This is a genomic window from Enterovibrio norvegicus (assembly GCF_002876705.1).
GTDB lineage: Bacteria > Pseudomonadota > Gammaproteobacteria > Enterobacterales > Vibrionaceae > Enterovibrio > Enterovibrio norvegicus_B.
On sequence record NZ_MDAG01000057.1, the window covers coordinates 54,161 to 79,471 of the forward strand.

The window sequence follows — 25,311 nt, forward strand, 5'->3', positions numbered from 1 at the left end:
TTTTCAACGCAAAGCGCTTCACTCGTGAGAAAGGCGCCATCTAAACGAACAAAACCCAGCGCAAGGCTGGGCTTTGTTGTGATCCATGTCATTACCGAATTAGAGCACTGGCATGGAGAACGTCGCACCTTCTCTAACATTTGCTGATGGCCAACGTTGTGTAATGGTTTTCCTGCGCGTATAGAATTTGACCGAATCAGGCCCATACGCATGCAGATCACCAAACAAAGATTGTTTCCAACCGCCAAAGCTGTGATAGGCAACGGGAACAGGGAGCGGCACATTGATACCGACCATGCCGACCTTGATGTTATCAGAGAAGTAGCGCGCGGCTTCACCGTCACGGGTAAAGATGCAGGTGCCATTGCCGTATGCATGTTTGTCGATCAAATCCATCGCGCCTTGCATCGAATCCGCGCGGATGATTTGTAATACAGGCCCGAAGATTTCTTGTTGATAGCTTTCCATGGTCGGAGACACATTATCAATCAACGTCGCCCCAACAAAGTACCCGCTTGAGTAACCTTCAATATTGGGGTGTCTTCCATCAGCAACAATCGTGGCGCCATCTTGCTCTGCGGAATCAATGTATGACACCACTTTTTGTTGATGCTCTCTGCTGATCAGCGGGCCAAAATCGTTATCATTATCATAGAACGCACCCACGCGAAGTTCTTGCAACTTTGGCTTGAGCATGGCTGCGAGCTTATCGGCGGTTTCGTTGCCGACGGCAACCGCAACAGATAACGCCATGCAACGTTCGCCACTTGAACCGTATGCCGCACCAATCAGTTGGTTTACCGCATTGTCGAGGTCGCAATCAGGCATCACGATGGCGTGGTTCTTCGCACCGCCTAGTGCTTGGCAACGTTTGCCGTTTTGACTTGCTGTTTCGTAAATGTACTTTGCAATTGGCGTACTGCCAACGAAGCTGATCGCTTCAACCTCTGTACTTTCAAGCAGGCGATCGACCACAGGCTTGCCGCCTTGAATGACTTGCATCACGCCATCAGGTAGACCTGCTTCTTTGAGAAGATTGGCAATGTACAAAGCGGCACTGGGGTCTTTTTCTGACGGTTTGAGAATAAAGCAGTTACCGCAGACGATGGCCATCGGGAACATCCAAAGTGGCACCATGGCGGGGAAGTTGAACGGTGTAATGCCTGCTACCACACCGAGAGGTTGGTGCTCAGACCAAGAATCAATCGACGGGCCGACATTCTTGCTAAATTCACCTTTCAACAGCTCTGCCGCTGAACATGCATATTCAACGTTTTCGATGCCGCGCTGCAATTCACCCGCCGCATCGTGGGCGATCTTGCCGTGCTCCTCACCAATCAGTCGGCAAATCTCATCTTTATGTTCTTCCAATAATTGCTTGTAGCGGAACATGACACGCGCGCGCTTGATCGGCGGCTCGTTACGCCATGTTTGAAAAGCGATTTTCGCGGCCTCGATGGCTTCATCCACCAAGGCATCATTGGCTAAGAAAAGTTCTTTAGTGGCTTCGCCTGTGGCAGGGTTGTACACCAACTGTGTTTGCTCGCCGTCTTCACGCTGTTCGCCGTTGATCAAGTGTCCAATTGTTTTCATTTGTATGGTTCCTCTTCCTTAAGACCAAAGATTTAGGTAAAGATTTTTCATTTCATCGGGCGTCGGCACTTTCGGATTGTTAGCGGGCGAGCCGGACAGCAAGGCTTGTTCGATCATGGTGTTGAGCACGGTTTCGAACATGGAGAATTCCACCCCAAATTCTTTCAGAGTGGGAACGTTGAGTTCGGCATTGATAGCGGCGAGTTCCTCGACCAAACGCGCATTGGCGACATCGATAGGATCGTCTTTTTGAGCAATGCCCATGGCAACCGCACAGTCAGCATAGCGTTCTGGCGCTGCTTCAATGGAGAATGCCGTCACGGTAGGTAATAACATCGCGTTTGATAAGCCATGCGGCACGTGGAAGAACGCGCCAATTGGGCGGCTCATGCCGTGCACCAGAGCCACGGAGGCATTCGAAAATGCGATGCCCGCATAGGTTGCGCCCCGCATGAGTTTTTCACGTGCATCTGTGTCTCTTCCGTCGTGATAAACCTTACGGAGGTTTGGCGCGATGAGGCGAATGGCTTCAAGGGCGTGGTAATCGCTAAATGGACTGGCCTTTTTGCTCACATATGCCTCGATAGCGTGCGTGAGGGCATCAATGCCTGTGTCTGCGGTGGTGCGGGCAGGCAGAGACATGGTGAGTTCATAATCGACAACCGCAGCATAGGGGGCAAACCCTAATCCAACACACAGCATTTTTTCATCAGATTCGTCATCGGTGATCACGGTAAAGCGCGTTACTTCGGAGCCAGTACCTGCGGTGGTTGGAATGGCGATGATAGGAATGCCTTCTTCATTCACCATGCGAGGCACTTTGTAGTCACGCATTTTTCCGCCAAAGCGTGCCAGAATACTGACTGCTTTCGCACTGTCGATTGCGCTACCGCCACCCAATGCAATGATGCAATCAAAGTTGCCTTCACGCGTCACCAGTACCGCTTCTTCTATCGAACTAGAAGTTGGCTCAGGAATGGTGTCGGCATACACGCTGGATTCGATACCCGCTTCAATCAGGATGCCTTGAATCTTCGCGACGTAACCGAATTCAACCATGTTTTTATCAGTGATCAGCAACACACGTGATGCATTCAAATTTTTGACCATGTTTGGAACTTGCGCGACGGCACCGCCGCCAATTTCCATCATTCGAGGTAAGGTGACTGATGCGCTCATTTTGCTACTCCTATGACTTCAGGTTTTCCAGGAAGAGGTTCTGCTCTTAGTGCTTTGTAAAGACCAACGATGGTGGCGATGATCACGATGGAATAGGGCAATGCGGCGATGATGGAGGCGGTTTGCAATGCGCCTAACCCACCCGCAAGCAGTAATACGGCAGCGACAAGCCCAATCGACATGCCCCAAAAAATACGGTAACGCATGGGTGGGTGAGGGTTACCCATAGAAATGAGGGTGCAGATAACCAGCGTGGCGGAATCTGCAGAAGTCACGAAATACGTCACCAGCATGATGGTGCAAATAGATGCACCGAGCGTGGTCAGAATGGTACCTGCATCCATCAGTTCGATCGTTTTGAACAAGGCCAGCGTAAGGTCGTCATTCACGGCATCGACTACGCCGCCTTGACCAAACAGTTCGATGTACATCGCTGTGTTGCCGAAAATGGTGATCCAAAATGCTGCCAGCATGGTGGGGGCGATAAGCACACCAAGGATGAATTCACGAATGGTGCGGCCACGGGAGATACGCGCGATGAAAATGCCACAGAAAGGTGCCCATGCAATCCACCATCCCCAATAGAAAATGGTCCAAGAGCCTTGCCACGTATGCTCAGGGTTTGGATCAACCCAAAGGCCTAGCGACGTAACATTGAGCATGTAGTCGCCTAAGTTGGTAAAGAAGGATCCAATCACATATGCCGTTGGGCCAAGGATGATAAAGAACGCAAGCATGACAACAGTAAGCTGCATATTCAGCTCACTAAGAATGCGGATACCTTTGTTGACGCCAGTGATGACCGAGAACGTCGCGATGATTGAAATTACTACGATCAATACCATCTGCGTCGTTGTGCTGACTTCGACACCGAAGAGGTAGTTCAGCCCTGCGTTCATTTGCTGTGCGCCCAATCCTAAGGACGTTGCAATACCAAACACGGTGCCGAACACGGCCAACAAATCAGCAGCATGACCTATCGGGCCATAAATACGGTTACCCAATAAAGGGTAAAGGCCAGAGCGAATAGAAAGAGGTAAGCCTTTGCGATAAGAAAAATAAGCAAGAGAGAGTCCACAAAGAGCAAACAAGCCCCAACCGTGCAAACCCCAATGAAAAATACTGACGCGCATAGCAACTTGTGCCGCTTCAATGGTGAGGGCATTGTCAGGTGAGATAAACGGATTACTTTGAAGGTGATACATAGGCTCTGCGATACTCCAAAATAGAATACCAATGCCTATTCCTGCACCGAACAACATCGAAAACCAAGAGAAAAAGCCAAACTCTGGCCTTTCATCATCTTTTCCTAGTCGAATGCTGCCGTAGCGACTAAACACCAAGTAGACAGCGATGAACAGAAACACGCTCATCAATCCCACGTAGTACCAAGCAAAGTTTGACGCGATGTAGCCTTTAGCGGCTGAGTAAACACTGTTTGCGTGTTCAGGCATGATTACCGTGTATAAAACAAACAATACAGCAAGCGCGGAAGAGCCAATTGCCATGACAGGGTTAACCCCTGCAAAAATTCCTTTTGAGTTGCTTGGATTTACATCCGTTTCCATTGCATAACTCCTCGTCCGAATATGTGTATATAAATACCGTTATTCGTCACAATTTTTATTTATGTATTAAATGCGTCATGATTTTGTCGCGATTTAGCATGTGTCCTTTGGCTTTTTGACGTTAAGTAAACTTTCATATTTAGAGATACCCTCGCAATTAATAAAAATTCGGTCATTGGTATAAGAAAATTTATACGTGAGGGTGTTGATAATTTTGATGGCTTTTTACGTAATTGTTTTTATTACATTCGGCGAGAAACACATCAGGAAAATAGCGATGAAAAAGAGATTACCGCCTCTGAATTGGCTTCGTTCTTTCGAAGCCGCAGCAAGGCACTTGAGCTTCACCCATGCATCCCAAGAACTGCACATTACCCAAGCGGCTATCAGCCAGCAGATCAAGGGGCTGGAAAGTCAATTAGGCACAACGTTGTTTGTGCGTCTTCCGCGGGGGCTTGAGTTAACAGAAGCGGGCGCTGCTTATCTTCCTGTTGTGCATGAGGCGATTGAAAAACTGTCTGAAATCACGGAGGAGTTGTTTGGTCAAGGACGGTCAAAGCTGCTTAATGTTCGGGTGAACTTGGTGTTTTTCATCCATTGGCTCGCCCCTAGGCTTCAGACATTTTCAGACAATAATCCAAACATAAACCTGAGAATTACCAGTAATATATGGGTGAATAACCGTGAAAATTCAAACAATTTTGATGTTGAGGTTACCCACGGAAAAGGCAAATGGGCACACTTAGAAGCACACCGTCTTACATGGGATGTACTTTACCCTGTTTGTAGCCCGACGTTTGCTGCAACATTGGATACGGCGTTCTCTCCTAGTGATTTGTTGAAGCAAAAACTCATTCATGTCATTGGCTACGAAGATGGCTGGGGACACTGGTTCACACGCATGGGGTTACCCTATGCGGAGTTTGATCGTGGCAGTCAGTTCGATACCTTGGTTAATGCGTTAGAAGTGGCGGTCAATCATGGCGGGATAGCCCTAGGTAGGAGCAGTTTGGTGGAAAGATACATCGATGAAGGAAAGCTGGTCCGTTTATTTGATACCAAAGTGACGACGCAAGAAGCATTTTATTTGGTGAGCTCTAAATCAAAAGCCCTCCATCCACACGCGCAAGCATTTATTGATTGGTTATTGACTGAGGTTGAAAAGGATCAGTCAAACAAGCTATTTCTTGATTTATATAATTAATTGTATGAGCCATTAATTTATTTAACGCTTAGGCCTAATTTTTATTAATGGTGAATAAATAAATGCCAAATTAACATCGGTCGCAATGAAGCTCCCTTTCTTTATAAAGGGACTTTCTCATTTCATGGATATACCTCTTTGGACAGGAGTTGGAATAAATGAGAAATACATTGCCACTTTACGGTGTGAATGTCGTGGACTTCGGCCAATATATCGCAGGGCCTGCCGTTGCAATGATCCTTGCTGATTTGGGGGCCAATGTGATCCACATTGACCCCGCGGAAGGCGCGTTTTGGAAAGATCCCGCCAATGCGGTGCTTAATCGAAATAAGCTTTGTATTGAACTGGATTTAAAAAACGAAGATGGATTGGCTCAAGCACTTTCTTTGTGTGCATCCGCCGACATCATTATCGAAAACTTCCGTCCAGGACGTCTTGCGCAATTGGGTATCGATTTCGATAGCCTTCGTGCTGCAGATCCTAGGCTCATCACTCTATCCATTCCGGGCTTTGCATCGAATGATGCATTGAGAAAAGAATGGAAGGCGACAGAAGCCATTATTGCTGCCACATCAGGTGTGTTTACTGATATGGGTTATAACCGCGTGTTGATGGGTTGCAATCCAAGCTTTTCTCCGTTGGCATTGGGTTCAGCCTATGCCACCACGCTTGCTTCGAGTTCACTTGCGTTGGCATTGTTTGCTCGTGAAAAGCATGGAAGGGGCGATCACATTGAAGTACCTGTTGCTTCAGCCTTAATGGAAGGTCTCTCTTACAACTCTATTGTCATCGAGGATATGCCGGATCGCTACCTCACGATGCGCCAACATGAGATCGCCCGCCGTCATGATGAAGGCCTTGAGATGAACGTGAGTTATGACGACTTACAGGAGTTTCTCGATCCCTTCTTTCGTACTTATGAATGTCTCGATGGACGCTTTTTCTATGTTGTGTGTCCGTCACACCGTAACCACGCAAAACGTTGTCTGACGTTGCTGGGTATTTACGACGAGTTGTTGGAAGACGGTCTGCCTGAAGTTGATGATCTGTACCTGCCGATTGCGGAGTGGTCAGGCGAAACCTCTATAGGTGTTTACCCGCTGCCTTCTAATTGGGCAGGAAAAGTCGCCGCGAAGATGAAGGCCGTCTTTTTGACTAAATCATCAGAAGAGTGGGGCAGACTGTTCGGGGAAAATGGCATCCCGGGTGCGCCACACCGAACCACACAAGAATGGGTAAACAGTGAACACTGCGATCAAAGCGGTTTGATTGTCACTGTAGACGACCCTGTATATGGTGAAATGAAACAACCAGGTCCTTTGGTGTGGTTTGAAGAATGCGCCGAGGCACAGTGTGATTTAGCACCACGAAAAATCAGCGATGTTAGCGAAGCGGCGCAGTATTTCTCAGAGCGACCTGCGTATTCTTCTGCACCTTCTGCAACGACTGCACCATCGGATAATCTATGGCTTAAAGGCGTGCGTATTCTGGATCTAACCAATGTCATCGCAGGGCCGCATTCCACCGCATTCCTTGGCAGGTTTGGCGCAGAAGTCACCAAACTCGATCCAACGACGGCGATGTACGATCCGCTGATTGGGGTGTTGTTTAGCTATCAAACCAACATCGGCAAAAGCAGCCTGTTAATGGACATGCTGACTGACGAAGGAAAGGTGATTTTTGAGCAGTTGGTGAAAGACAGTGATGTTGTTGTGATTAATGCGCCAGAGCGCCAGGTCGAAGCCTTGGGTCTGAGCGATGAGCGCCTGAAATCAATCAACCCTGATGTGATTTTCTGCCGTCTCGATTGTCTCGGCGGGCCTAAGCGTGGCGAGAAAACCGATTACATTGGCTACGACGATATCATTCAAGCCAACAGTGGCATCATGAGCCGTTTCGGTGGCGAACAAACACCGGAAGAACACGCGCACATTGGTACGCTGGATGTGAACTGTGGTTTTGCGGGTGGGTTAAGCATCGCGGTTGCGCTTTATCACCGCGAGCATACGGGAGAAGCACTGCGTGCGAGAACCTCGCTTTCGTCGACCACCAACCTCGCGCAAATCAAATACAGTTACGATTACAAAGATCGTGCGCCATTTGATGAGCCATCCGGTAGACAAGCACTGGGGTACAATGCGCTATCGCATATCTATCACACGCAAGATGGTTGGGTGTACTTGGATGCCACGGAAAAAGACCTTGAGAAGATCGAAAGTGTGTCAGGTTTTGCGGGGTTGTCTTCAATGGATGACACTCAACAGACTGAATTGATCGCACGCATGATGGCAACAAACACCAGTGATGTCTGGGCGAGTACTTTTCAGTCACTGGATGTTGCGATTGCTGACATCAAAAGCATCGAGTGGCTGCGTGAACACTATACCCGTAGGCAAGATGGCAAAGTCGGTATCGACCTTGGAACGTATGCGTTCTCTGTGTATGACGAACACCCAAGCGGTCATGTCACCACCATGGTTGATCACTATGCAATTCGACCAACCAGCGGGCAAATTCTCTCCCTTGCACCAACGGAAAGGTTCGGTACATCAAGTCGACGTATTCTGGAAGGCATGGGCATGACGCCGAGCACAGTACAAAGGTTGATCGACAAAGGTGTGGTGAGCGAAGGGTGGTCGAAATACTACCTCCCTAGTTAGTCGCCTCAAGCATCACCGCAACGACCTCATAATGACGCTTTCGGGCGTCATTATTGCAATTTATCCGGTGAGTTGGCGGTATTTTCATCGAACAGTCACTGAGAGCCTGTGAAAGAATTGACTTTATATACCAGCCCTATATAGTACGGCCTCGTTGAGACAAGCACTCAACAACAAAACGGTGAGTTGTCCGAGTGGCTGAAGGAGCACGCCTGGAAAGTGTGTATACGGCAACGTATCGAGAGTTCGAATCTCTCACTCACCGCCAAATTTGAAACCCGAGCAGAAATGCTCGGGTTTTCTCGTTTCTGGCATATGAAAAAAACAGGAAACAGCAAGATGAAGGCTAAAGAGAGGCGCGTAATCTCTTCTGTGCTGCCATTCCAAGCTCTAGAAGAAAAGCTGGGCTTGTTTGTTTCTAGCGTATCACTGACGTTAAACGCGACCCCCATCACTGCAACAGCGTATAACACCCTCATTGCTGTCTCACTTTAGATGCACTGGCTGTAAGCCCGAGCCTCTGTCTTGTATAAGAATTTCCCGAATTATTTCTTTGAACCCAATCATATAAGCCTGTCTCATGGGTTTAAACCTGAGCATTCTCAGTTAGTCTGGATACCGTTGTAAAAAGTTTAGACATCAAAACAACGATAAAATATAAAACTTTGTTTAGAGTAACGTTATATGGCAGTTGGTGAGTTCCTGGGTATGCTGATGGCATTTCCTACAAGCGTATTTTTCATTCCGTTTGTAGTGTTTTTCCTCATTATGCTCGTAGATCTGGTTTTTAATGTGGTGGAAGGCTTCACGGCTGATCTCGACATTTTTGACCTTGATAATATTCCTGGCGCAGGGTTGTTATTGCCTCAGGTGTTATCCAAAGTCCCTCTTATGGTTGCGTTGTGCGTATCGTGCTTTATCGCAACCGTCATATCGTTCTACTCCGCGCAAGTTAATAACAACCTGTTTTCAGGTGTTACAAACCTTTTGATTGATCTCGTATCAATCCCAATCGTTGCTTACCTCTCTCTTGCAATATCTGCGTTGTTGTTAAAGCCACTCGCGCCATTGTTCGACCATAAAAAAGCGTTCGCTGAGGTTGATTATGTTGGCTTGAAAGCGCGGGTTCACAGCAATGTCGTTAACAAAGACAGAGGGGAGGTCGTCGTGTTGCATCAGGGCAATGAGTTTTTGCTTGATGCCATGCTTCAGGGCGACAGCACGATTCAATACGGAGAAGAAGTGGTCATCGTTTATAAGGATGACACTTCAAATCGCTACGTGGTAGCGAAAGCATAACGGACTACAAATCAGGAGTTGGAAATGGAAATTTCCCCTAGCATCATTTTTATCGGCATTGGCATCAGCGTTTTCCTTATCGTCATGGTTTTTCTCACCTCTCGTTATAAAAAAGTACGTGGTGAGGGTGACGCACTTATTGTGAACGGACTTCATCGTACACGTGCTTCGTTAACCGGTACGTTTGTGTGGCCGATTGTTAACCGATTCGAATACATGGACATTACGCGCAAGAAAATCTCTGTTGTACGCAGCGGCCGTAAAGATCAGGAAGGTGAGGAATATGAAGGACTTCACTGTCGAGATAACATTCGCGCGGATTTGAAAGTCGATTTTTATATCGGCGTAAACCATGAAGAAGAAGACATTGTTCGTGTTGCAAAGCTGTTTACTGCACATGAAGCATCGAATCTTGATCGTTTGAAAGAACACTTCCAACCTAAATTCTCGGAAGCGTTAAAAACGGCTGTGAAACAGTTTGAGTTCGAAGAATTATTGACGAATCGCCGCGCATTCCGCGATGCCGTTGTTGAAGTTATTGGCAGCGAAATGGATGGTTTTAAAATCTACGATGTGGTTATTGATAAGGTTGATCAAACCGCACTAGATGCTCACAGCCCAGACAACATTCTTGATGTTGAAGGTATTCGTAAAATCTCGGCAATTACTGCTCAAAAGAACACCGAAACGAATGCTATCCGTCAAGACGAACGCACAACGATGAAGAAGAAAAACGTTGAAGCGGAAGCGAACCGTCTGCAGTTAGACAAACAAGAAAAAGAGAGCATTGCGCGTATTCAGCGTGAAGTGGACATCATTAAGGCACAAGAAGAGGCGCTGGCGGCAGAGAAGCAACAAGAATACCTGCGTGTGACTGAGTTGGCGAAGTTAGAGACGGAAGAAGAAGTGTCCAAGAAACGTGAGAGCGTGGAAATGGAAGTCGAAATGACCCGTATTGCTAATCAACGCCAAGTGGCTATTCAACAAGAAGAACTGACGCGTTCTGTCGAAACGGAAAAAGTTCGCACGGCGACGGAAGTGGTCGAGCGTGAAATGCACAAAGAGACCACTGTGGAAGAAGCGCTTAAAGCCGTTTCTGAAACACGCTCTCAACGTGTTGAGATTGAACGTAAAATTGCACGCGAAGAAGAAGAGACCGAGAATTTACGTGTTAATGAGCGTGTGGGTCGTGAAAAACGCGTGAAGATGATAGAAGCAGAGGCGGCAGCAGAAGCGGCACAGCTTGAATTGCTCGTTGGCGCCCGTGCTGAGAAAGATGCAGCAAAAGAACGTGCAGAGCGTTTGCTGATTGAAAATGAAGCCGAACTTAAAGTGAAAACCCGTGATGCGGAAAATGATTTGGCGGTGAAGACACGTGAAGCGGAAGCGGAGCATATCGTCACGACCAAGCGTGCAGAAGCGGGTTATGTGGCGAAAGAACGTGAGGCTGCAGCCAAAGAACGTATGGCGCATGCTGAGAAAGAAATGATCAGCGCAACGGGTCTTGCTGAAGTGGAAGTGGACCGTGAGCGTGCTCAAGCCATCAAGGAAACCGGCGAAGCGGAAGCCTTTGCTATGCAAAGTGCAGGCGAAGCAGAAGCCCAGGCACTTCGTGCCAAAGGCTTGGCAGAAGCTGAATCACAAACAGCACGCTTTGAAGCGGCGCAACAATACGATGAGCATACACGCGATCACGATAAGTGGGTGATGCAACTCCAACAAGACAAAGACTTGGAAATCGCGCGTATTGATGCACAGAAAACCGTGGTCAGTGAAAACGCGAAAGCACTGGCTGAAGCGCTGTCTAAAGCCGATATCCGTCTGTTCGGTGGTGAAGGGATGGAGCAAATTCGTCGCACTATCATGGATGCCTCCGCGATTGATGCCAAGTTTGAGCAATCAAAAGTGCTGAATCCATTGGTGTCTGAGTATGTGGATGGAAACCGAAGCCTACCAGAAGATTTGAAAGCTATTTTGGAAAACACAGAACTGAAAAGCAGTGATTTGAGCAATGTTGCGTTAGCAAGCTTGTTGAACTCTCAAGGTGGTGCAACGGAGCTATTGAAGAAAATTCAGAGTTCTATGCAGTCATCATCAGACGATAAATAACCCTTCATTTCTTCTCGCAGAATCCCGCTTCTTTTGAAGCGGGATTGATAGGTATTATTATGTCAGAGACGACTCAACAAGCTGTGAGTGAAGGTGGAGCGTATGAGGTTCTCAAATCCCGCCTGTCCCAACAAGGTAATCAGCTAAAAACCCTTTCCCAGTCTTTCAATCATCAACGTCAGGACGTGTTTGGCGGCCAAGAGCTCACGCTGATTGGCAAAGCCAACGTGCAAACGGATGCCAAGTGTATTCCCATTGACATGGCGCAGGTAAACCAACAACTTTTGTTCGGTTACCATGTTCAGGTGGGTATGAAGGCGGCGCCATCATTGGATGATGTGTTTGGCCTTTATCAGCTTCATGAAAATGAAGGCACGTTTCGTGTTGAATCTCTATCCCTAGAAAACAGCTTTTTGAATGATGCGCGCTTTGTGCACGAGTTCACCGAACTGTTTACCTATTACCGCGATGCGCGTTTGTCTCAAATCTCGCGTCAGGAAAGTGTGCTTTATATCGCGTTTCAAATTGGTAGCCGACCCGAAGACCGTAAGGTGTTTCGCTTCCAATTGAATGCCAATTCCGCTGAGTACATGGATTCTTACGGTCATGCGCCACTCGAGAGTGCGACTCAGCATGATTTTGATTGGATTGCCACGACGCGTGAAGATCATGTGTTGGGTGAGCACCCGCATGTGTCTATCAGAGATAAACTTTTCGTGGAATGTGTGGGTGGAGATTTGACCATTAAGGTTGAAGACAACACCTCGGAAGGAAAAGGCATTTATCGCGAAGACGTAGAAGATGCGCATCAGAGTATTGCTGATGCGCAAATCGATTATGCCTTTATCGGTGATTTGATTGCGCTTCGTGTGAAACCAAACCGCGAAAAGCATAGCCGTTACTTTCTCTACAACCCGCTGAACCAATCTGTGACGCGGGCAGATGCAATGCGTGAAAGCGCGAAAGCGTTGCCCGAAGATCATGGTGTGCTTTATGCCAACGGCTATGTGCTTGCCAATGGTGAAAGTAAACAATTTGATTTTCCAGCCAATAATCTCAAGTTTTTTCAGAAAGTCATTTCACCCAACGGTGAAGACATTCTGTATTTCTTCTTCAATGCAGTGGATGGTTACTACATTGCCTTCACCTACAACTTGATTGAGAAGAAGTTCGAAGCACCCATGGAAAGCCATGGTTACAGCCTTTATCCTGATGGACGCTTCCTTGTTTTCCAATTGTCTGAAAATGCGGAAGCCTCCACTATCCACCCTTTGCGTATTTGGGATACACCGTTTTCAACGCCAGAGCACTACGCTATCGAGAATGCAAAAGGTGATGGCAGTAGCCCACTCTTTAATCTTGGGAACACCGAGTTGGTTCGAGCCTTGTCTTCCGTGTTGTCAATTTGCCAATTGGCACAAACTGAAGAAGTGACACAGGCTGCGTTTGAAATATTGCTCAAGCAATGCCAGTCAACGCTTGATCACTATACGTGGCTTGGGCATGAATACGCGTTAGGGATGGGTGCAGCCATTAGCGAGTTGATGGGCACTGCAGACAAAATCATTGATGAGTTTGCCAAGGTTCAACAGCTTCAAAGTCATGCAGCACAAAGCATTGAGGATCAGCATCGCATTGTTTCTGATCTGATCGGCAAGATTAAGCTCGCGCCGAAAGAACAAGCCAACACATTACTTACCTTGCTTTCAGAAGTGAAAGGGCAAGTAGGGGCTGTGATGGCATTGCGCCAACAGCACTACATTGATGAAGTGCGTGTTGATGCGCTATTGGAAACCCTTCAGGAACAGCGGGAAAACCTGAACCTTCAGTTGCTGAATTTGTTGCAGGAGGAAAAAGCCTATCTGCCATTTAAAAAGCAAATACAGACCATTGAAGCGCAGCTTGAAAAAGTCGATAAAACCGCAGAGATTCAAACGTTACAAGAGCAGGTTGAAACGCTAAGAAGCGAGCTTCAATTGGTGACGGAAGAAGTCACGGATATTGAAACGGATGACCCGACACAAGCGACACGGATTTTGGATTTAACGACGGAAGTGTCGTCAATGCTCAATACCGTGTCAGCGAAACTTCGCGGCAAGTCTAAAGGCCTTCAAAGTGAAGAAGCGCAAGCTGAGTTCAGTGCGCAATTTAAGCTGCTTAGCCAATCCGTTAGCAGTGCGATGGAGCAAGCGACAAGCCCTGACGACTGTGACAATCAGCTGGCAAAATTGGTTGGGCAGTTAGATAAGCTAGAGTCTCGCTTCGCAGATTTTGACCAGTTTCTCGCCGAGATTTATGCGAAGCGCGATGAAATCCAATCGACATTGGACAACCACAAACAGCAATTGATTGCTGGGCAACAACGTCGTGTTCAAAATTTGCTTCAAGCTGCTAACGTCACCATGTCTAGCATCGAAAAACGCGTAGAACGCTTTGATGATGTGGCTGGGCTCAACAGCTACTTTGCCACGGATGCTATGGTGTTGAAGCTGCATCAACTGTCGACAACGATTCGAGAGTTGGGTGACAGTGTGAAAGCTGACAGTGTCGATTCAAAAATCAAATCACTGCAAGATCAGTCATTACGCTCGCTTCGTGATAATCAGGACATTTTTGAACAAGGCGGCAAAGTCCTTCGCCTTGGCAAGCACCGTTTTAGTGTGAACCAACAGCCGCTCGATCTCAGCCTTGTTGATCATGGTGGCACGCTGTCTACGCATATTTCTGGTACAGATTTCTACCAATCCGTTGACGATGAAACGTTTCTAGCGCTTCAATCAATGTCGCGTTTGGACGTAGCGTCAGAAAGTGATGAGGTTTATCGCGCTGAGTATTTGGCGTACTTGATCCTGCATGGTGCCGAACTCAATACGGATGGATTGAGCCTCGACAAGCTCTATGCCGATCAAAAAGAAGGGACGTTGAGTGAGTGTGTGCAAAAATTTGCCGCGCCTCGCTATAAAGAAGGTTACGTGAAAGGTATTCACGACAATGATGCCATCCGTATTTTGGATAAAATATTGCCGATATACCAGCAAGCAGGGTTGCTACGATTTAGCCAGTCTGCTCGCTCTTCTGCGTTGCTCTGGTTACTCGCTCAAAACACCCAAACTATTGAAGAGTATCGCCAACAAGCTAGCAATGCGCAGTTGTTGCGTGAGCACTTAAATTCAGTAGAAGCCTACCAACAGTTACAAACACAGCTGGTGGCATTGTTAGATACTGAGCAGGCGAGCGATGCGGCTGAGTATTTGGTTAACTTACTGGGTCAGAGTGAACTCAACATTGATGTCAGTCAGGATGCTCTAACGCTTTGTGAAGACTATCTTCAGTTCCGTCGCAGTCTGGGTTGGCATCAAGCTGATGAAGCGATTGAAGCAGCGTTTGCTGATCACAAACAGTGGTTAGCCGCTTATACATCACGTAAAAAGTATGGTGAGGCGTTTGTTGTCGAAGCAGCAACCATTGCCGTGTTGAAGTCCTGTTCTAGTTTCACGATTGGCAGTGTTGATTTCTCCCTGCTATCAGACGTTGAAGGCTTACTTGGTGAGCATGAACGGATTGAAAAAGGCCATTTAACGCTCATATTGGATGACTTCATTCAGCGCAATGAATATCACCGAAGTGTGGTTGTTCCCCAGTTTGATGCGTACCTCAATCAACGTACGGAATTACTCAATACAGCAAAAGATGATTTCCGACTCGGGGAATTTAAACCTCGTCCTCTTACATCTTTTGTTCGAAATAAGCTTATCAGCGAAAGCTATCTGCCATTGATTGGCGATAACTTTGCGAAGCAGATGGGCACAATGGGTGATAAGAAACGCACCGATTTGATGGGGATGCTGCTGCTGATTTCTCCACCGGGGTACGGTAAAACGACCTTGATCGAATACGTGGCGCACAAGTTGGGCCTCGTGTTCATGAAGATCAATGGTCCGTCCATTGGGCACCAAGCCACGTCACTCGATCCTGCTGATGCGCCTGATCAAAACGCCGCGCGCGAAATCGAAAAGATTAACCTCGCCTTTGAAATGGGCAACAACGTGCTCTTGTATCTTGATGATATCCAGCATACCCACCCAGAGTTCCTTCAGAAATTCATTTCACTGTGTGATGGAACACGTCGCATTGAGGGTACATGGAAAGGCAAAACCAAAACCTATGACATGCGTGGCAAGAAATTCGCTGTTGTGATGGCGGGTAACCCGTATACCGAAACCGGTGAAGCGTTCCGTATTCCGGATATGTTGTCGAACCGTGCCGATATCTACAACCTTGGCGACATGCTGTCGGATCAAAAGCAGGCATTCGAACTCAGCTTCATTGAGAACTCTCTGACGTCGAATTCTGTGCTGGCACCGCTAGCGACCAGAGACTTGAATGACCTGTACCGCTTTGTTCGTATGGCGGAAGGGGAGAGCATTGCCCTGAGTGACATGAGCCATTCGTATTCGGCGACTGAATCCAATGAGATTGTCTCAACGCTTCAAAAAATGATGATAGCGCAGCAAACCGTGCTCAAGGTGAACCAGCAATACATTAAATCTGCCGCCACAGCGGACCAGTATCGTGTAGAACCACCGTTTAAGCTTCAAGGGTCTTATCGGAATATGAACAAACTGGCGGAAAAAATCTCGTCAGTGATGACCGACGATGAACTCAACACCATGCTGCAAGACCACTATCAAGGCGAAGCTCAGACTTTGGCTGCAGGCACAGAAGAAAACTTGCTTAAACTTGCGGCGTTACGCGGTGACATGACGCCAGAGCAGCAGGGGCGTTGGCAAGAAATTACAGACGGATATCAACGCCAACAAATGATGGGTGATTCCGAAGATCGTGCAGGGCAGGTAGTACAACAGCTCGCCATGCTTAATCAATATGTTGCCCGTTTTGGTGGTAACAGCCAGGGAGGCAACTAAATGAACCGACAAAAATGGGCAGCGTGGCTGGAAGCGTCGATTGAAGATTACCGCCTTGATGACAATGAGCGTCGCGAACTTCAAGCGGAACTCGCAGAATCGGTGTTAAGCGATGAAGATCGCTCATATCTGCGTAATCTGAGCTTCAAATTGGTGCAGAAAGAAATCGCAAACCAAGGCGATGCGACAGCTCTGGTGCGTTGGTTAGAGCGGGTTGTGAAAGTGCTTGATAACATCATGAGCGCGAGTTCAGCGGAAATCGCATCGAGCTGGTTTTCACCAGGAAGAACCTGTGCTGCGGGCATTACCGAGCAATTAAAACTTGCACGTCATTCCATTGATATTTGCGTTTTCACGATTGCCGACAATGATTTGACCAAACAGATCCTTGATGCGCACAAGCGCGGGATTAAGGTTCGCATCGTGACGGATAACGATAAAATGAACGACAGAGGCAGCGATGTTGAATACCTCGCAGAACAAGGTGTTGCCGTCAAAATTGATACGACTCAGTACCATATGCACCATAAGTTTGCGATATTTGACGAACAAAGACTGCTCAATGGCAGCTTTAATTGGACGCGCAGTGCCTCCAAATATAATCAAGAAGATATTACGCTTACCGATGATCGCAGGTTTGTCTCTGCGTTCTCAATACAGTTTGAAACGCTGTGGCAGAAATTTCCCTGCCATAAGCCGTCATAAAGACAGGGAGATCCGATGACTGAATTGACGAATCCTCAGAATCAGGTACTGGATGTTGAGGTGACGCCTCAAATCGTCGCGTTGGCTGAACAGTTTGATGCGTTTGATACCGTTGCCACCATTACGTTTGGTAAAGATGCGCTAGAAAAAATCACTGCATTCTCTGATGAAGTATTGGAGCAAGTGCGTGTTCGCGACAGCGGAGAAGCTGGGGATATTCTGCACGCCATGGTGTCGTCGATGGACGGTGCTGAGTTCGACAACCTTGGTAAGAAGAGTCTGCTATCGCGACTTCCATTGATTGGTGAGCTTTTTGATTCTTTTAAAAAGTTCTCAGCAAGCTTTGACTCTGTCAAAGGTCAGTTAGAGCAATTATCTGGCAGTTTGGAAGCGCAGGAAGTGAAGCTTGCACATGACATTTCACAGCTTGATACGCTCTATGACCACAACTTGGAATTGCTCAGCGGGTTAGATCAGTACATCGCGGCAGGTAAGTACAAACTGAACGAGCTCACGCAGAACGTATTGCCTGATTTGCTCTCGCAATCTGAACAAAGTGGTGATGCACTCGATGCGCAGAAATACCGTGATGCATCTCAAGCGATTGCACGTCTTGAAAAGCGTGTTCACAACCTTGAGTTGACGCGTCTTGCTGCTATTCAAACTGCGCCTCAAATTCGCCTCTCGCAGGAAGGCAATAAAATGTTGATGGAGGATATTCAAGATATCGTGCACAACACCTTCCCACTTTGGAAACGCCAGTTCTTGATTGCGATTTCCAATTACGAAAAAGAGAAAGCACTGAAAGTCACGCGTGCAGTGAAAGACTATACCAACAAGCAGTACGTGCAGAATGCAGAGAAGCTAAAGGCGTTGGAAGAGCAAATCGCAGAAAACTATCAGCGTGGTATTCTGGATCTAGATTCATTGGAAACGGTGAACCAACTGACCATTGAAACGCTGAATAACACCTTGTCTCGTGTCAAAGAGGGTAGAGCCCAGCGAGAGCATGCACAACAAGTGATTGAGAAGGCAGAACTGGAGCTTAAAAAAGCGTTAGAGCAGACCTTGTCTTGATGTGAAGTGAAATATCGAAAGCCCTAGTAGAGATACTGGGGCTTTTTGGTTTTTGGAGAAGAGCGTGCAAGGTTCATGACGCCGTCAACGACTTCGTGGGTTTACTGATTTTAAACAACACCCGATAAAGCGGCATTGCTGGATCAATAGCGCCGAGTGTTCGGCTGCTGACACTGGATGGGTTTGCGCCTCGAAACCAATATTGGCCATGTTCATCGCTTTGCTTAAGTGTTTTGATGACACATCCAAAAATAGGGTGGGTAAACGCATAAGCTGTGCCGGTTTGCTTTCTCCACCATGATGGTTCACGCACGGTTATCACAAAGTCAGACGATTTATAGAGAGGGAACATAGAATGTCCCTCAATCCGAAAGAGTCGTAATCCGAGCATGGGTTTATGGCTTCAAATCTGGGTAAATGACAGGAAGTGCTGGTGGGTACGGGCACGTTGCGACATAAGTGGGTACGGCTTTGCTCTGCCAGAATATATCTGCAAAGCGGTTCACTTTGTCTAAAAGCGCCAGTGCTGCATCACGATCAATTTCTTGTTTCGCCTTTGAAGCCAGCATCATGATGTCATGCGTAAGCGTGTGAATTTCAGGGAACGTATCGAATTGTGGTTGCTTGAAATAATCCCCCCAAATGACACGAATATCTTCTTTTACTTTGCTGCCATGTTCTTCCTTTTGCTGCACCAAACGAACGAAACGTGCTTGCTGATTTTGGGACAATGCCGAGGTTGGTAATTCTTCAATCAAGTCCAACATTCTTATGATTGTAAGTGCTGCGATTTGTGCATGGGAAGGGTCATAAATTTTACAAGGAATATCGCAATGTGCAGATGCGCGAGTAAACGCTGTTCTTTGGTCGAGCTTATTTAATAGGGCGTATAGCATGCTTACTCTCCTTGTTGATGATGCTTTTGATGACGTATACGGCGTAACCCCCAAAATGCAATTGCCCCTGCGACAATAACAGGTAGCGCCCATAAAAGATGAATAAGGGAGGCTGACCAATGTCCATGGTCATGGCCTGCATGCGCCATCAACATTGGGCTTGTTGTTAATAGGAATGCAAATAATGCCAAGCGTTGAGTCATTTCACGTTCTCCTTTGTTTGCGATGTAGCGGTTGACGCTACTGTTGAATTCATGGCTTTTTCGAATAAGCACAGCGTGTTTAATCCCGTTTGGTAGGCGCGCAGCAGCGAAATAAAAAAGGGATCATCTGGGGGTGTCTTACCAAGCGTCTTTTCGAGGATCTCAAGAGGGGTATCTAAATAGAAACGCGCTTCTGAGTGCTTGCTTTGGGATTGGAATAAGGTGGCCAGGTTATGGTGGCAGGCAAGCCAAGCAAAAAGGATGTCGCCATTTTGATGTGTGACAGGTTCTTCCTTCTCCACTGCATGTAATGCGAGGCCATAATGCCGCTCTGCATCAACCCAGTGTTTGTTGTGAAAACATCTATTTCCGTGTGTCACGTAGGTTTTCCAATCCATTCTCATTTACCGTTATGCGAATAGTAATGATTATCATTATTGATCGTATCAATGAAAAGTAAAGCCCTCTCATCGAAGATTTTGTATTTATTGCAAGAGTGGATCGGATGTTTATGTTGAGTTGGTGTAAGAATAAAGAGTGGATAACCGCAGGCCGCTGCGTGAGAACAAGAAATCATTGGTACGCAGAGGGCATTATGCTAAAGTTGCGCGCTTTTATTTTTGCCGTCAGTGGTTGCACTGAAAGGCTAGATCAAACCTAACACTAGGAATTATTTTGACTAATAACGACATTCTCCGCCGTATCCGTTATACCTTTGACTTTAAAGATCAGTCGATGGTAGAAATTTTCGCTGCTGCTGATCACGCTGTGACTCAAGAGCAAGTGGTTAACTGGCTTCGCAAGGATGATGATGCAGCTTTTGTTAAAGCAACAGATACCGAATTAGCGATTTTCCTGAATGGTTTGATCAACACGAAACGTGGCAAGCGTGAAGGCGAACAGCCTGAGCCTGAGAAGCGTTTGAACAACAACATGATTTTCATGAAGCTGCGCATCGCACTGAACATGAAAGCAGAAGATGTGATCGAAACGCTAGAGCTGATGGAGTTCCGCTTGAGCAAGCACGAACTGAGCGCGTTCTCACGCAAAGCGGATAACAAACACTACCGTGAGTGTAAAGACCAAATCCTGCGTAACTTCCTGATGGGTGTTCAACGTAAACTTCGTCCTGAAGACACGCAAGACATCGACGCATAATTTAATTCGCGAGCAGCTTTCCGTCATTCTTTGACGACGAGAGTTGCTCGTGTTTTGCTCCTACATTCCCCGCGTTCCGATTACTCCAAATAAGTGATGTGCACGATGTCGCTCTCTACGCCTAACACCTTTTCAACGTTGCCTTTGTCGCCTGCTCTTGTTGCAGCTCTGCCTGTGCAATGCCAAGCACCTACGTCGATTCAATCACTCGCGATCCCTGCAATCAGCGCCCGCAAGGATGTACTTGCGATAGCGCAAACAGGCAGCGGAAAAACCTTGGCATACGGCTTACCGCTGCTCGATGGCGCCCAAGCGACGGCATCGCATGTTTGTAAGCTGGTTTTGGTGCCAACTCGTGAGCTAGCTGCACAGGTCAATGAAGCGCTTACGCCGATTGCGACTGCATTAAATCTCTCTACCGTTGTGGTATGCGGTGGCATAGAGAAAGAATCGCAAATTGAACGCCTTTTATTGAAGCCAGAAGTTGTTATTGCAACGCCAGGCCGGTTGAAAGAGTTGTTAAAAGAAGGGGCCATTGAAACATCGACGATTGACAGTGTTGTGCTCGATGAGGCGGATAGACTGGTTGATATGGGGTTTTGGCCAGATGTTGAAAACATCTTGGCGGCGATACCCACATCACGCCAAATGATGTTGTTCTCAGCAACCTTGCCAGAAGAGTTAGAAGCATCAATGGAAGGGTTACTAAACAGCCCTGCAACCATTTTTGCTAGTGCGACAAACAGCATGGTAAAGCAGATTGAAGAGCGTTTGTATCTGGTAAACAAAGGCAGCAAAGCCAATGTGTTGATAGACCAAATTAAACAACACGAATGGCCGCAAGTATTGGTGTTTATCAGTGCGCGTGACAATGCCGATGCTCTTTGTAAAAAGCTGAACAAAGCGGGGATTACCTCTGCTGCATTACACGGTGATAAAGCACAATCCGAGCGCGAACAAACGCTTGCTGCTTTCAAAGACAAACAGGTACAAGTGCTGATAGCCACTGATCTATTGGCGCGCGGCATACATATTGACCACTTGCCCGTTGTGATTAACTTCGATGTGCCATTGAGTCCTGCTGTCTATGTTCACCGCGTTGGCCGTACAGCAAGGGCTGGGGAGCAAGGTCTTGCTATCACACTGGTTTGTCATACCGAGACGGATTACCTGCAAGCCATTCGCAACATGATCAAGCGCGAGTTGCCTTTACAAGAACTGGAAGCGTTTCCCGTTACGGACAAGCCATCGACGGGTAGCAGTAAACGCACCCCCCGTGATAAGCAAGCCAACCGCCGCACTTCTCAGAAAAGCAGTATTAAGCAGTTCAAGAGTAAGCCAGCGCGTCGCTGATTTCACCACTCTCTGATGGGGTGCTCAAATGCTGAGCGAGTAAACCGAGATTACGGCTTAAAGCATTGACCCTGCATGGGGAAATCATTATAGTAGCGCCCCGTTGAGACGAACTGCATCGCATTCGGCTTGATGAAAATTAGGTGAGTTGTCCGAGTGGCTGAAGGAGCACGCCTGGAAAGTGTGTATACGGCAACGTATCGAGAGTTCGAATCTCTCACTCACCGCCACATTCTAAAGCCCCAGCAGAAATGCTGGGGTTTTTTCGTTTCTGGCTTATGAAAAACGCAGTGACGAGTAATCTCTCACTCACCGCCATATTTGAAGCCCGAGCAGAGATGCTCGGGTTTTCTCGTTTCTGGCATATCAAAAAGTCACGAAATTCGTTAATTTCCCGCATGTTATCGTCAATGCCTCTATAGTTGGTAGAGATGAGTGAATTCTCCTGAGTAGTGTGATGTTCTAAGGATAGACATGCAGTTATCACGACTAAAACCCATGGCGGTGTTTGCTGCTGTGGTCAAAACAGGCAATTTTAGCCGAGCGGGGAAGTTGCTCGGTATTAGCCGTCCTGCAGTGAGCGCACAGATTCAAAAGCTGGAAGAAAGTTTGTCAGTTCGGCTTATTCAAAGGACCACCCGCAGTGTTTCCCTCACCCAAGATGGTGCGCGTTTACTGCCTTTAGCGGAATCGGTACTGTCGTCGTTGATCGATATTGATGATGTGCTGACGCGAGATAAACCCAAAGGGCCGATCCGTGTAACGGCAACGCTGGACATCATGAAATCTTGGCTCGCGCCCAAGTTAGAAGCCTTCACCCTGCAATATCCTGATATCACCTTTGATTTGGTCATGACAGATCAAAAGATTGACCTGATCGAAAACCAAATAGATTTGGCCATTCGCGTTTCTCGCGTCAATGAGCAAGATTTTGTCGCGCGACCTGTCTTTGATGATCAACTCGCCATCTACGCCTCACCGGAATATCTCGACACACTTTTAGAGCCTATCACTGAGCAAAATCTAGAGTTTTGTCGTTGGATTGTGCTTGAGCAGTTAATGCCAAATCGTACCGTTAATGTGATGAAAGGTGACGAGACCTTGAGGTTTCAACCTAGTCGCTACGACATTGTAAATTCACCTAGCATGCTCAATGAGTTGGTGGTGGCTGGACGGGGACTGGGCTGTTTGATTTATCAAAATGTTCAGCATCTTTTAAAGGAAGGAAAGGTCGTGCCTGTCTTACCTGAGTGGCATGGCGACAGTTTAACGTGTTACTTGTTGTACCCAAGCCGCCAGCATATTCCCATGCGTTTACGGCTATTTATTGATTACCTGTTGGAAAGTCGCGACAAGATCTGAGTAAAAAAAAAGCCCATGCGGTATCGCATCGGGCTCTTGCCACAAGAGGGAGGGTTGTAGCAATACTAAACAGACCAGAAAGTATCCTCAGCTTTCTGATCTTCGGAAAATAGCCAGACTTCCATGATGTATCCGCCGTCAATGCGGAAAAGGTGAGTGCCTTTCATTGAAATCGAAAGGTTGCCGCTGGAGGCCGTTGTGTGGACTGGAACAGAAACGAGATTGCCGCTCGTCATTAGCGAGCCATCACGTTTTATGGCGTAGGAATTATTGGTGACATTCTGCATGCGTGAAAGCATTGCAAGGACACGTCCAAAGCCCACTTTGTCTCCCGAGAAAGGGTTACGGCCCGGTTGATGCCAAAGTGCGTTTCTATCAAACAGCAGTGCTAGCCCTGTCATATCACCGCTTTTCAGCGCATCAAAATAAGCAGCAACAACCGATCGATTCTCTTTCTCTGTTACCGCGGTATTCATTGTTTAACATCCTTAATAAACATGAACGGGGTGACTGTATCGCTATATACCCAAACAACCTGAAGATGCAGGATTCAGCGAGGTTTACTGACGTTATGATCTAGGCGTCCCTTTGCCGATGTAGTGATCTCCATCAAAAAGGGATAACACCGAGCATCTTCAGGTTGTTTGGGTATATGCGTTTTATCTGCAAGGTGTAAGCGTATGAAAGCGCTTGCTAATAAACTGAGGTAGAAGATATATCGAGCGTGACAAGGTGATAAGGGGGGTAATTGAGACTAGATTGGTACGAATAGTTGACAGGTAAATCGTTTACAACGTCGTCATCCTGCACCATTTCTCGTTTTGCGACCGATCGCTCGCTGTTTTATTTCTGGGATTATCAGGCGTAACATCTTTGCGAACGATGAAAGAAAAGCAGATTCGTTACAGGCATCCCTCATCCTCTAACCAAAAGCTGTTCTACAGTAACAACGTATTTGTTGACCATAGATGATTCAAGGACGATGGCATCCTTCCCGCCTCTATGATTCTGAAACAGGGAGTCTTACGACAGGTGTATGTATGAATGAACTTGCAATGCTCGCGCAACCAGGTGTCCTGACCAATCCAACCTCACACGTCGAATACCTGACGTTTACATTAAAAGACCAATGGTTAAACCTCGATGAGATTGGGGAAGCTCTTCGTCAATTGCCTGGTATCGAGAAATCCATTCGACAAAAAGATCCTTCCGCGGATTTAACCATGACGATGGGTTTTTCTGCGAATGCGTGGCCTAGCCTGTTTCCTGATGTAAACCCGCCAGCCGAGTTGCGCGCCTTCACTGAAATGCAAAATGGTGAGCGTCATTTCCCGTCAACACCGGGCGATGTTTTCTTGATGGTGAAGTCAGAACGGATTGATTTGAATTTCCAAGTGGCTAAGCACGTAGCAAAGGCGTTGTCAGGTATCGCTGATTTAGTGGAAGACATTCAAGGTTACAAGTACCTCGATAACCGTGACATGATCGATTTTGTCGATGGCACTGAAAATCCTGTGGACGATGAACGTGTTGAATCTGTGCTCATTGGCGCGAGTGATGAAGATTACCAAGGTGGCAGCTATCTCACCGTGCAACGGTATGTTGATCGTCAGGGGTTATGGGACGAGCAAGCAACCGAGCATCAAGAGAAAGTGATAGGTCGTACAAAGATGGACGACATTGAATTGAGCGATATGGAAAAGCCGGCTTGGGCGCATAACGAGAAGAGCAAAGTCGAAATTGACGGTGAAGAGGTCAAGATGTTGCGCCAAAACCGCCCTTACGGCAATGCCATTGAACACGGCACCATGTTTGTTGGGTTTGCTGCGACTGCGTCTTTGATTGAAACCTCGTTAAGGCAAATGATCACTGCGGATGAAGACGGTAACTACGACCGTTTGTTGGATTACGTGGAAGCAAAAACCGGGACGAATTATTTTGTTCCGCCACAGTCGTTTATTGATGCGCGGTTTGACGCTTGATAAGTGTTTTACCCATGTTAGATGAAGAGGTATTCACT

Annotated in this window: 20 protein-coding genes and 2 tRNA genes; 14 read left to right on the plus strand and 8 right to left on the minus strand. The window is 47.2% G+C overall.

All coding sequences use genetic code 11. From position 1 onward, the window contains the following. Positions 1 to 99 precede the first annotated feature (99 nt). Genes BCT27_RS19810 through BCT27_RS19820 form a run of 3 tightly spaced genes read right to left on the minus strand, consistent with a single transcriptional unit; the run spans position 100 to position 4,340 of the window. The gene (locus tag BCT27_RS19810; protein ID WP_102396551.1) at positions 100 to 1,593 is read right to left on the minus strand and encodes a CoA-acylating methylmalonate-semialdehyde dehydrogenase; all 1,494 of its coding nucleotides are present in this window, start codon (positions 1,591 to 1,593) and stop codon (positions 100 to 102) included. 18 nt (positions 1,594 to 1,611) lie between these two features. Further along, complete coding sequence (locus BCT27_RS19815) at positions 1,612 to 2,772, minus strand: iron-containing alcohol dehydrogenase (protein ID WP_102396552.1); 1,161 nt, start codon at positions 2,770 to 2,772, stop codon at positions 1,612 to 1,614. Next, positions 2,769 to 4,340, minus strand: a complete 1,572-nt coding sequence (locus tag BCT27_RS19820; RefSeq protein WP_102319097.1) for a BCCT family transporter — start codon at positions 4,338 to 4,340, stop codon at positions 2,769 to 2,771. The genes BCT27_RS19815 and BCT27_RS19820 overlap by 4 nt, the downstream gene beginning before the upstream one ends. A gap of 277 nt (positions 4,341 to 4,617) precedes the next feature. On the opposite strand from BCT27_RS19820, the gene gcvA reads away from it, so the two are divergent. The 9 genes from gcvA to BCT27_RS19860 all read left to right on the plus strand — a co-directional run bounded on the left by gcvA (position 4,618) and on the right by BCT27_RS19860 (position 18,319). Then, positions 4,618 to 5,544 (plus strand): transcriptional regulator GcvA, encoded by a 927-nt coding sequence (gene gcvA / locus BCT27_RS19825; RefSeq protein WP_102396553.1) that lies wholly within the window; start codon positions 4,618 to 4,620, stop codon positions 5,542 to 5,544. 158 nt (positions 5,545 to 5,702) lie between these two features. After that, entirely contained in the window at positions 5,703 to 8,204 is a 2,502-nt protein-coding gene (locus BCT27_RS19830; protein WP_102396554.1) for a CoA transferase, read from the plus strand. A 180-nt stretch (positions 8,205 to 8,384) separates the two neighbouring features. Further along, a tRNA-Ser gene (locus BCT27_RS19835) sits at positions 8,385 to 8,472 on the plus strand. Positions 8,473 to 8,543: 71 nt separating this feature from the next. Continuing rightward, positions 8,544 to 8,699, plus strand: a complete 156-nt coding sequence (locus tag BCT27_RS25505) for a hypothetical protein (protein WP_157939243.1) — start codon at positions 8,544 to 8,546, stop codon at positions 8,697 to 8,699. Between the two features lie 219 nt (positions 8,700 to 8,918). Then, positions 8,919 to 9,503: a DUF1449 domain-containing protein gene (locus tag BCT27_RS19840; RefSeq protein WP_241905215.1), complete on the plus strand. Its 585-nt coding sequence runs from the start codon at positions 8,919 to 8,921 to the stop codon at positions 9,501 to 9,503. A 24-nt stretch (positions 9,504 to 9,527) separates the two neighbouring features. Then, complete coding sequence (locus tag BCT27_RS19845) at positions 9,528 to 11,612, plus strand: flotillin family protein (RefSeq protein ID WP_102319093.1); 2,085 nt, start codon at positions 9,528 to 9,530, stop codon at positions 11,610 to 11,612. Between the two features lie 59 nt (positions 11,613 to 11,671). Further along, positions 11,672 to 16,537 (plus strand): DNA repair ATPase, encoded by a 4,866-nt coding sequence (locus tag BCT27_RS19850; protein ID WP_102396555.1) that lies wholly within the window; start codon positions 11,672 to 11,674, stop codon positions 16,535 to 16,537. After that, entirely contained in the window at positions 16,538 to 17,242 is a 705-nt protein-coding gene (locus tag BCT27_RS19855; protein WP_102396556.1) for a phospholipase D-like domain-containing protein, read from the plus strand. Between the two features lie 15 nt (positions 17,243 to 17,257). Further along, positions 17,258 to 18,319 carry a toxic anion resistance protein gene (locus BCT27_RS19860; protein ID WP_102391779.1) on the plus strand — a complete coding sequence of 354 codons (1,062 nt, stop codon included), beginning with the start codon at positions 17,258 to 17,260 and terminating at the stop codon, positions 18,317 to 18,319. A 73-nt stretch (positions 18,320 to 18,392) separates the two neighbouring features. Here the strand turns inward: BCT27_RS19860 and BCT27_RS19865 are convergent, their stop codons facing one another. The 4 genes from BCT27_RS19865 to BCT27_RS19880 are packed head-to-tail and all read right to left on the minus strand — an operon-like array spanning position 18,393 to position 19,816. Next, positions 18,393 to 18,671 (minus strand): S24/S26 family peptidase, encoded by a 279-nt coding sequence (locus BCT27_RS19865; protein WP_102391780.1) that lies wholly within the window; start codon positions 18,669 to 18,671, stop codon positions 18,393 to 18,395. Positions 18,672 to 18,714: 43 nt separating this feature from the next. Continuing rightward, complete coding sequence (gene sodN, locus BCT27_RS19870; protein ID WP_102319088.1) at positions 18,715 to 19,215, minus strand: superoxide dismutase, Ni; 501 nt, start codon at positions 19,213 to 19,215, stop codon at positions 18,715 to 18,717. 2 nt (positions 19,216 to 19,217) lie between these two features. Further along, positions 19,218 to 19,418, minus strand: coding sequence for a hypothetical protein (locus BCT27_RS19875; protein ID WP_102319087.1), 201 nt, complete (start codon positions 19,416 to 19,418; stop codon positions 19,218 to 19,220). Next, positions 19,415 to 19,816 carry a tetratricopeptide repeat protein gene (locus tag BCT27_RS19880; RefSeq protein ID WP_102396557.1) on the minus strand — a complete coding sequence of 134 codons (402 nt, stop codon included), beginning with the start codon at positions 19,814 to 19,816 and terminating at the stop codon, positions 19,415 to 19,417. The genes BCT27_RS19875 and BCT27_RS19880 overlap by 4 nt, the downstream gene beginning before the upstream one ends. Before the next feature lie 277 nt (positions 19,817 to 20,093). Between BCT27_RS19880 and BCT27_RS19885 the strand changes: the two genes are divergently transcribed. The 4 genes from BCT27_RS19885 to BCT27_RS19900 all read left to right on the plus strand — a co-directional run bounded on the left by BCT27_RS19885 (position 20,094) and on the right by BCT27_RS19900 (position 23,291). Next, positions 20,094 to 20,576: a YehS family protein gene (locus BCT27_RS19885; protein WP_017008227.1), complete on the plus strand. Its 483-nt coding sequence runs from the start codon at positions 20,094 to 20,096 to the stop codon at positions 20,574 to 20,576. A 105-nt stretch (positions 20,577 to 20,681) separates the two neighbouring features. Next, positions 20,682 to 21,929 carry a DEAD/DEAH box helicase gene (locus BCT27_RS19890; RefSeq protein ID WP_102396558.1) on the plus strand — a complete coding sequence of 416 codons (1,248 nt, stop codon included), beginning with the start codon at positions 20,682 to 20,684 and terminating at the stop codon, positions 21,927 to 21,929. 142 nt (positions 21,930 to 22,071) lie between these two features. Beyond that, positions 22,072 to 22,159: transfer RNA gene (locus tag BCT27_RS19895), tRNA-Ser, on the plus strand. Between the two features lie 244 nt (positions 22,160 to 22,403). Then, positions 22,404 to 23,291, plus strand: coding sequence for a LysR family transcriptional regulator (locus BCT27_RS19900; protein ID WP_241905216.1), 888 nt, complete (start codon positions 22,404 to 22,406; stop codon positions 23,289 to 23,291). Positions 23,292 to 23,356: 65 nt separating this feature from the next. Here the strand turns inward: BCT27_RS19900 and BCT27_RS19905 are convergent, their stop codons facing one another. Continuing rightward, the gene (locus BCT27_RS19905; protein ID WP_102319083.1) at positions 23,357 to 23,767 is read right to left on the minus strand and encodes a nuclear transport factor 2 family protein; all 411 of its coding nucleotides are present in this window, start codon (positions 23,765 to 23,767) and stop codon (positions 23,357 to 23,359) included. 564 nt (positions 23,768 to 24,331) lie between these two features. On the opposite strand from BCT27_RS19905, the gene BCT27_RS19910 reads away from it, so the two are divergent. After that, on the plus strand, positions 24,332 to 25,273 hold the full coding sequence (locus tag BCT27_RS19910; RefSeq protein ID WP_102396559.1) for a Dyp-type peroxidase: 942 nt from the start codon (positions 24,332 to 24,334) through the stop codon (positions 25,271 to 25,273). The last annotated feature ends 38 nt before the right edge of the window (positions 25,274 to 25,311 follow it).

What these genes read in the sequence shown, in the direction of transcription:
- BCT27_RS19910 (WP_102396559.1), top strand. Translation starts at nt 24,332, where the DNA reads ATGAATGAACTTGCAATGCTCGCGCAACCAGGTGTCCTGACCAATCCA.
- BCT27_RS19900 (WP_241905216.1), top strand. Translation starts at nt 22,404, where the DNA reads ATGCAGTTATCACGACTAAAACCCATGGCGGTGTTTGCTGCTGTGGTC.
- BCT27_RS19890 (WP_102396558.1), top strand. Translation starts at nt 20,682, where the DNA reads ATGTCGCTCTCTACGCCTAACACCTTTTCAACGTTGCCTTTGTCGCCT.
- BCT27_RS19855 (WP_102396556.1), top strand. Translation starts at nt 16,538, where the DNA reads ATGAACCGACAAAAATGGGCAGCGTGGCTGGAAGCGTCGATTGAAGAT.
- BCT27_RS19830 (WP_102396554.1), top strand. Translation starts at nt 5,703, where the DNA reads ATGAGAAATACATTGCCACTTTACGGTGTGAATGTCGTGGACTTCGGC.
- gcvA (WP_102396553.1), top strand. Translation starts at nt 4,618, where the DNA reads ATGAAAAAGAGATTACCGCCTCTGAATTGGCTTCGTTCTTTCGAAGCC.
- BCT27_RS19865 (WP_102391780.1), bottom strand. Translation starts at nt 18,671, where the DNA reads ATGTTCCCTCTCTATAAATCGTCTGACTTTGTGATAACCGTGCGTGAA.
- BCT27_RS19820 (WP_102319097.1), bottom strand. Translation starts at nt 4,340, where the DNA reads ATGGAAACGGATGTAAATCCAAGCAACTCAAAAGGAATTTTTGCAGGG.
- BCT27_RS19880 (WP_102396557.1), bottom strand. Translation starts at nt 19,816, where the DNA reads ATGGATTGGAAAACCTACGTGACACACGGAAATAGATGTTTTCACAAC.
- BCT27_RS19810 (WP_102396551.1), bottom strand. Translation starts at nt 1,593, where the DNA reads ATGAAAACAATTGGACACTTGATCAACGGCGAACAGCGTGAAGACGGC.
- BCT27_RS19875 (WP_102319087.1), bottom strand. Translation starts at nt 19,418, where the DNA reads ATGACTCAACGCTTGGCATTATTTGCATTCCTATTAACAACAAGCCCA.
- sodN (WP_102319088.1), bottom strand. Translation starts at nt 19,215, where the DNA reads ATGCTATACGCCCTATTAAATAAGCTCGACCAAAGAACAGCGTTTACT.
- BCT27_RS19845 (WP_102319093.1), top strand. Translation starts at nt 9,528, where the DNA reads ATGGAAATTTCCCCTAGCATCATTTTTATCGGCATTGGCATCAGCGTT.
- BCT27_RS19840 (WP_241905215.1), top strand. Translation starts at nt 8,919, where the DNA reads ATGGCATTTCCTACAAGCGTATTTTTCATTCCGTTTGTAGTGTTTTTC.
- BCT27_RS25505 (WP_157939243.1), top strand. Translation starts at nt 8,544, where the DNA reads ATGAAGGCTAAAGAGAGGCGCGTAATCTCTTCTGTGCTGCCATTCCAA.
- BCT27_RS19860 (WP_102391779.1), top strand. Translation starts at nt 17,258, where the DNA reads ATGACTGAATTGACGAATCCTCAGAATCAGGTACTGGATGTTGAGGTG.
- BCT27_RS19815 (WP_102396552.1), bottom strand. Translation starts at nt 2,772, where the DNA reads ATGAGCGCATCAGTCACCTTACCTCGAATGATGGAAATTGGCGGCGGT.
- BCT27_RS19905 (WP_102319083.1), bottom strand. Translation starts at nt 23,767, where the DNA reads ATGAATACCGCGGTAACAGAGAAAGAGAATCGATCGGTTGTTGCTGCT.
- BCT27_RS19850 (WP_102396555.1), top strand. Translation starts at nt 11,672, where the DNA reads ATGTCAGAGACGACTCAACAAGCTGTGAGTGAAGGTGGAGCGTATGAG.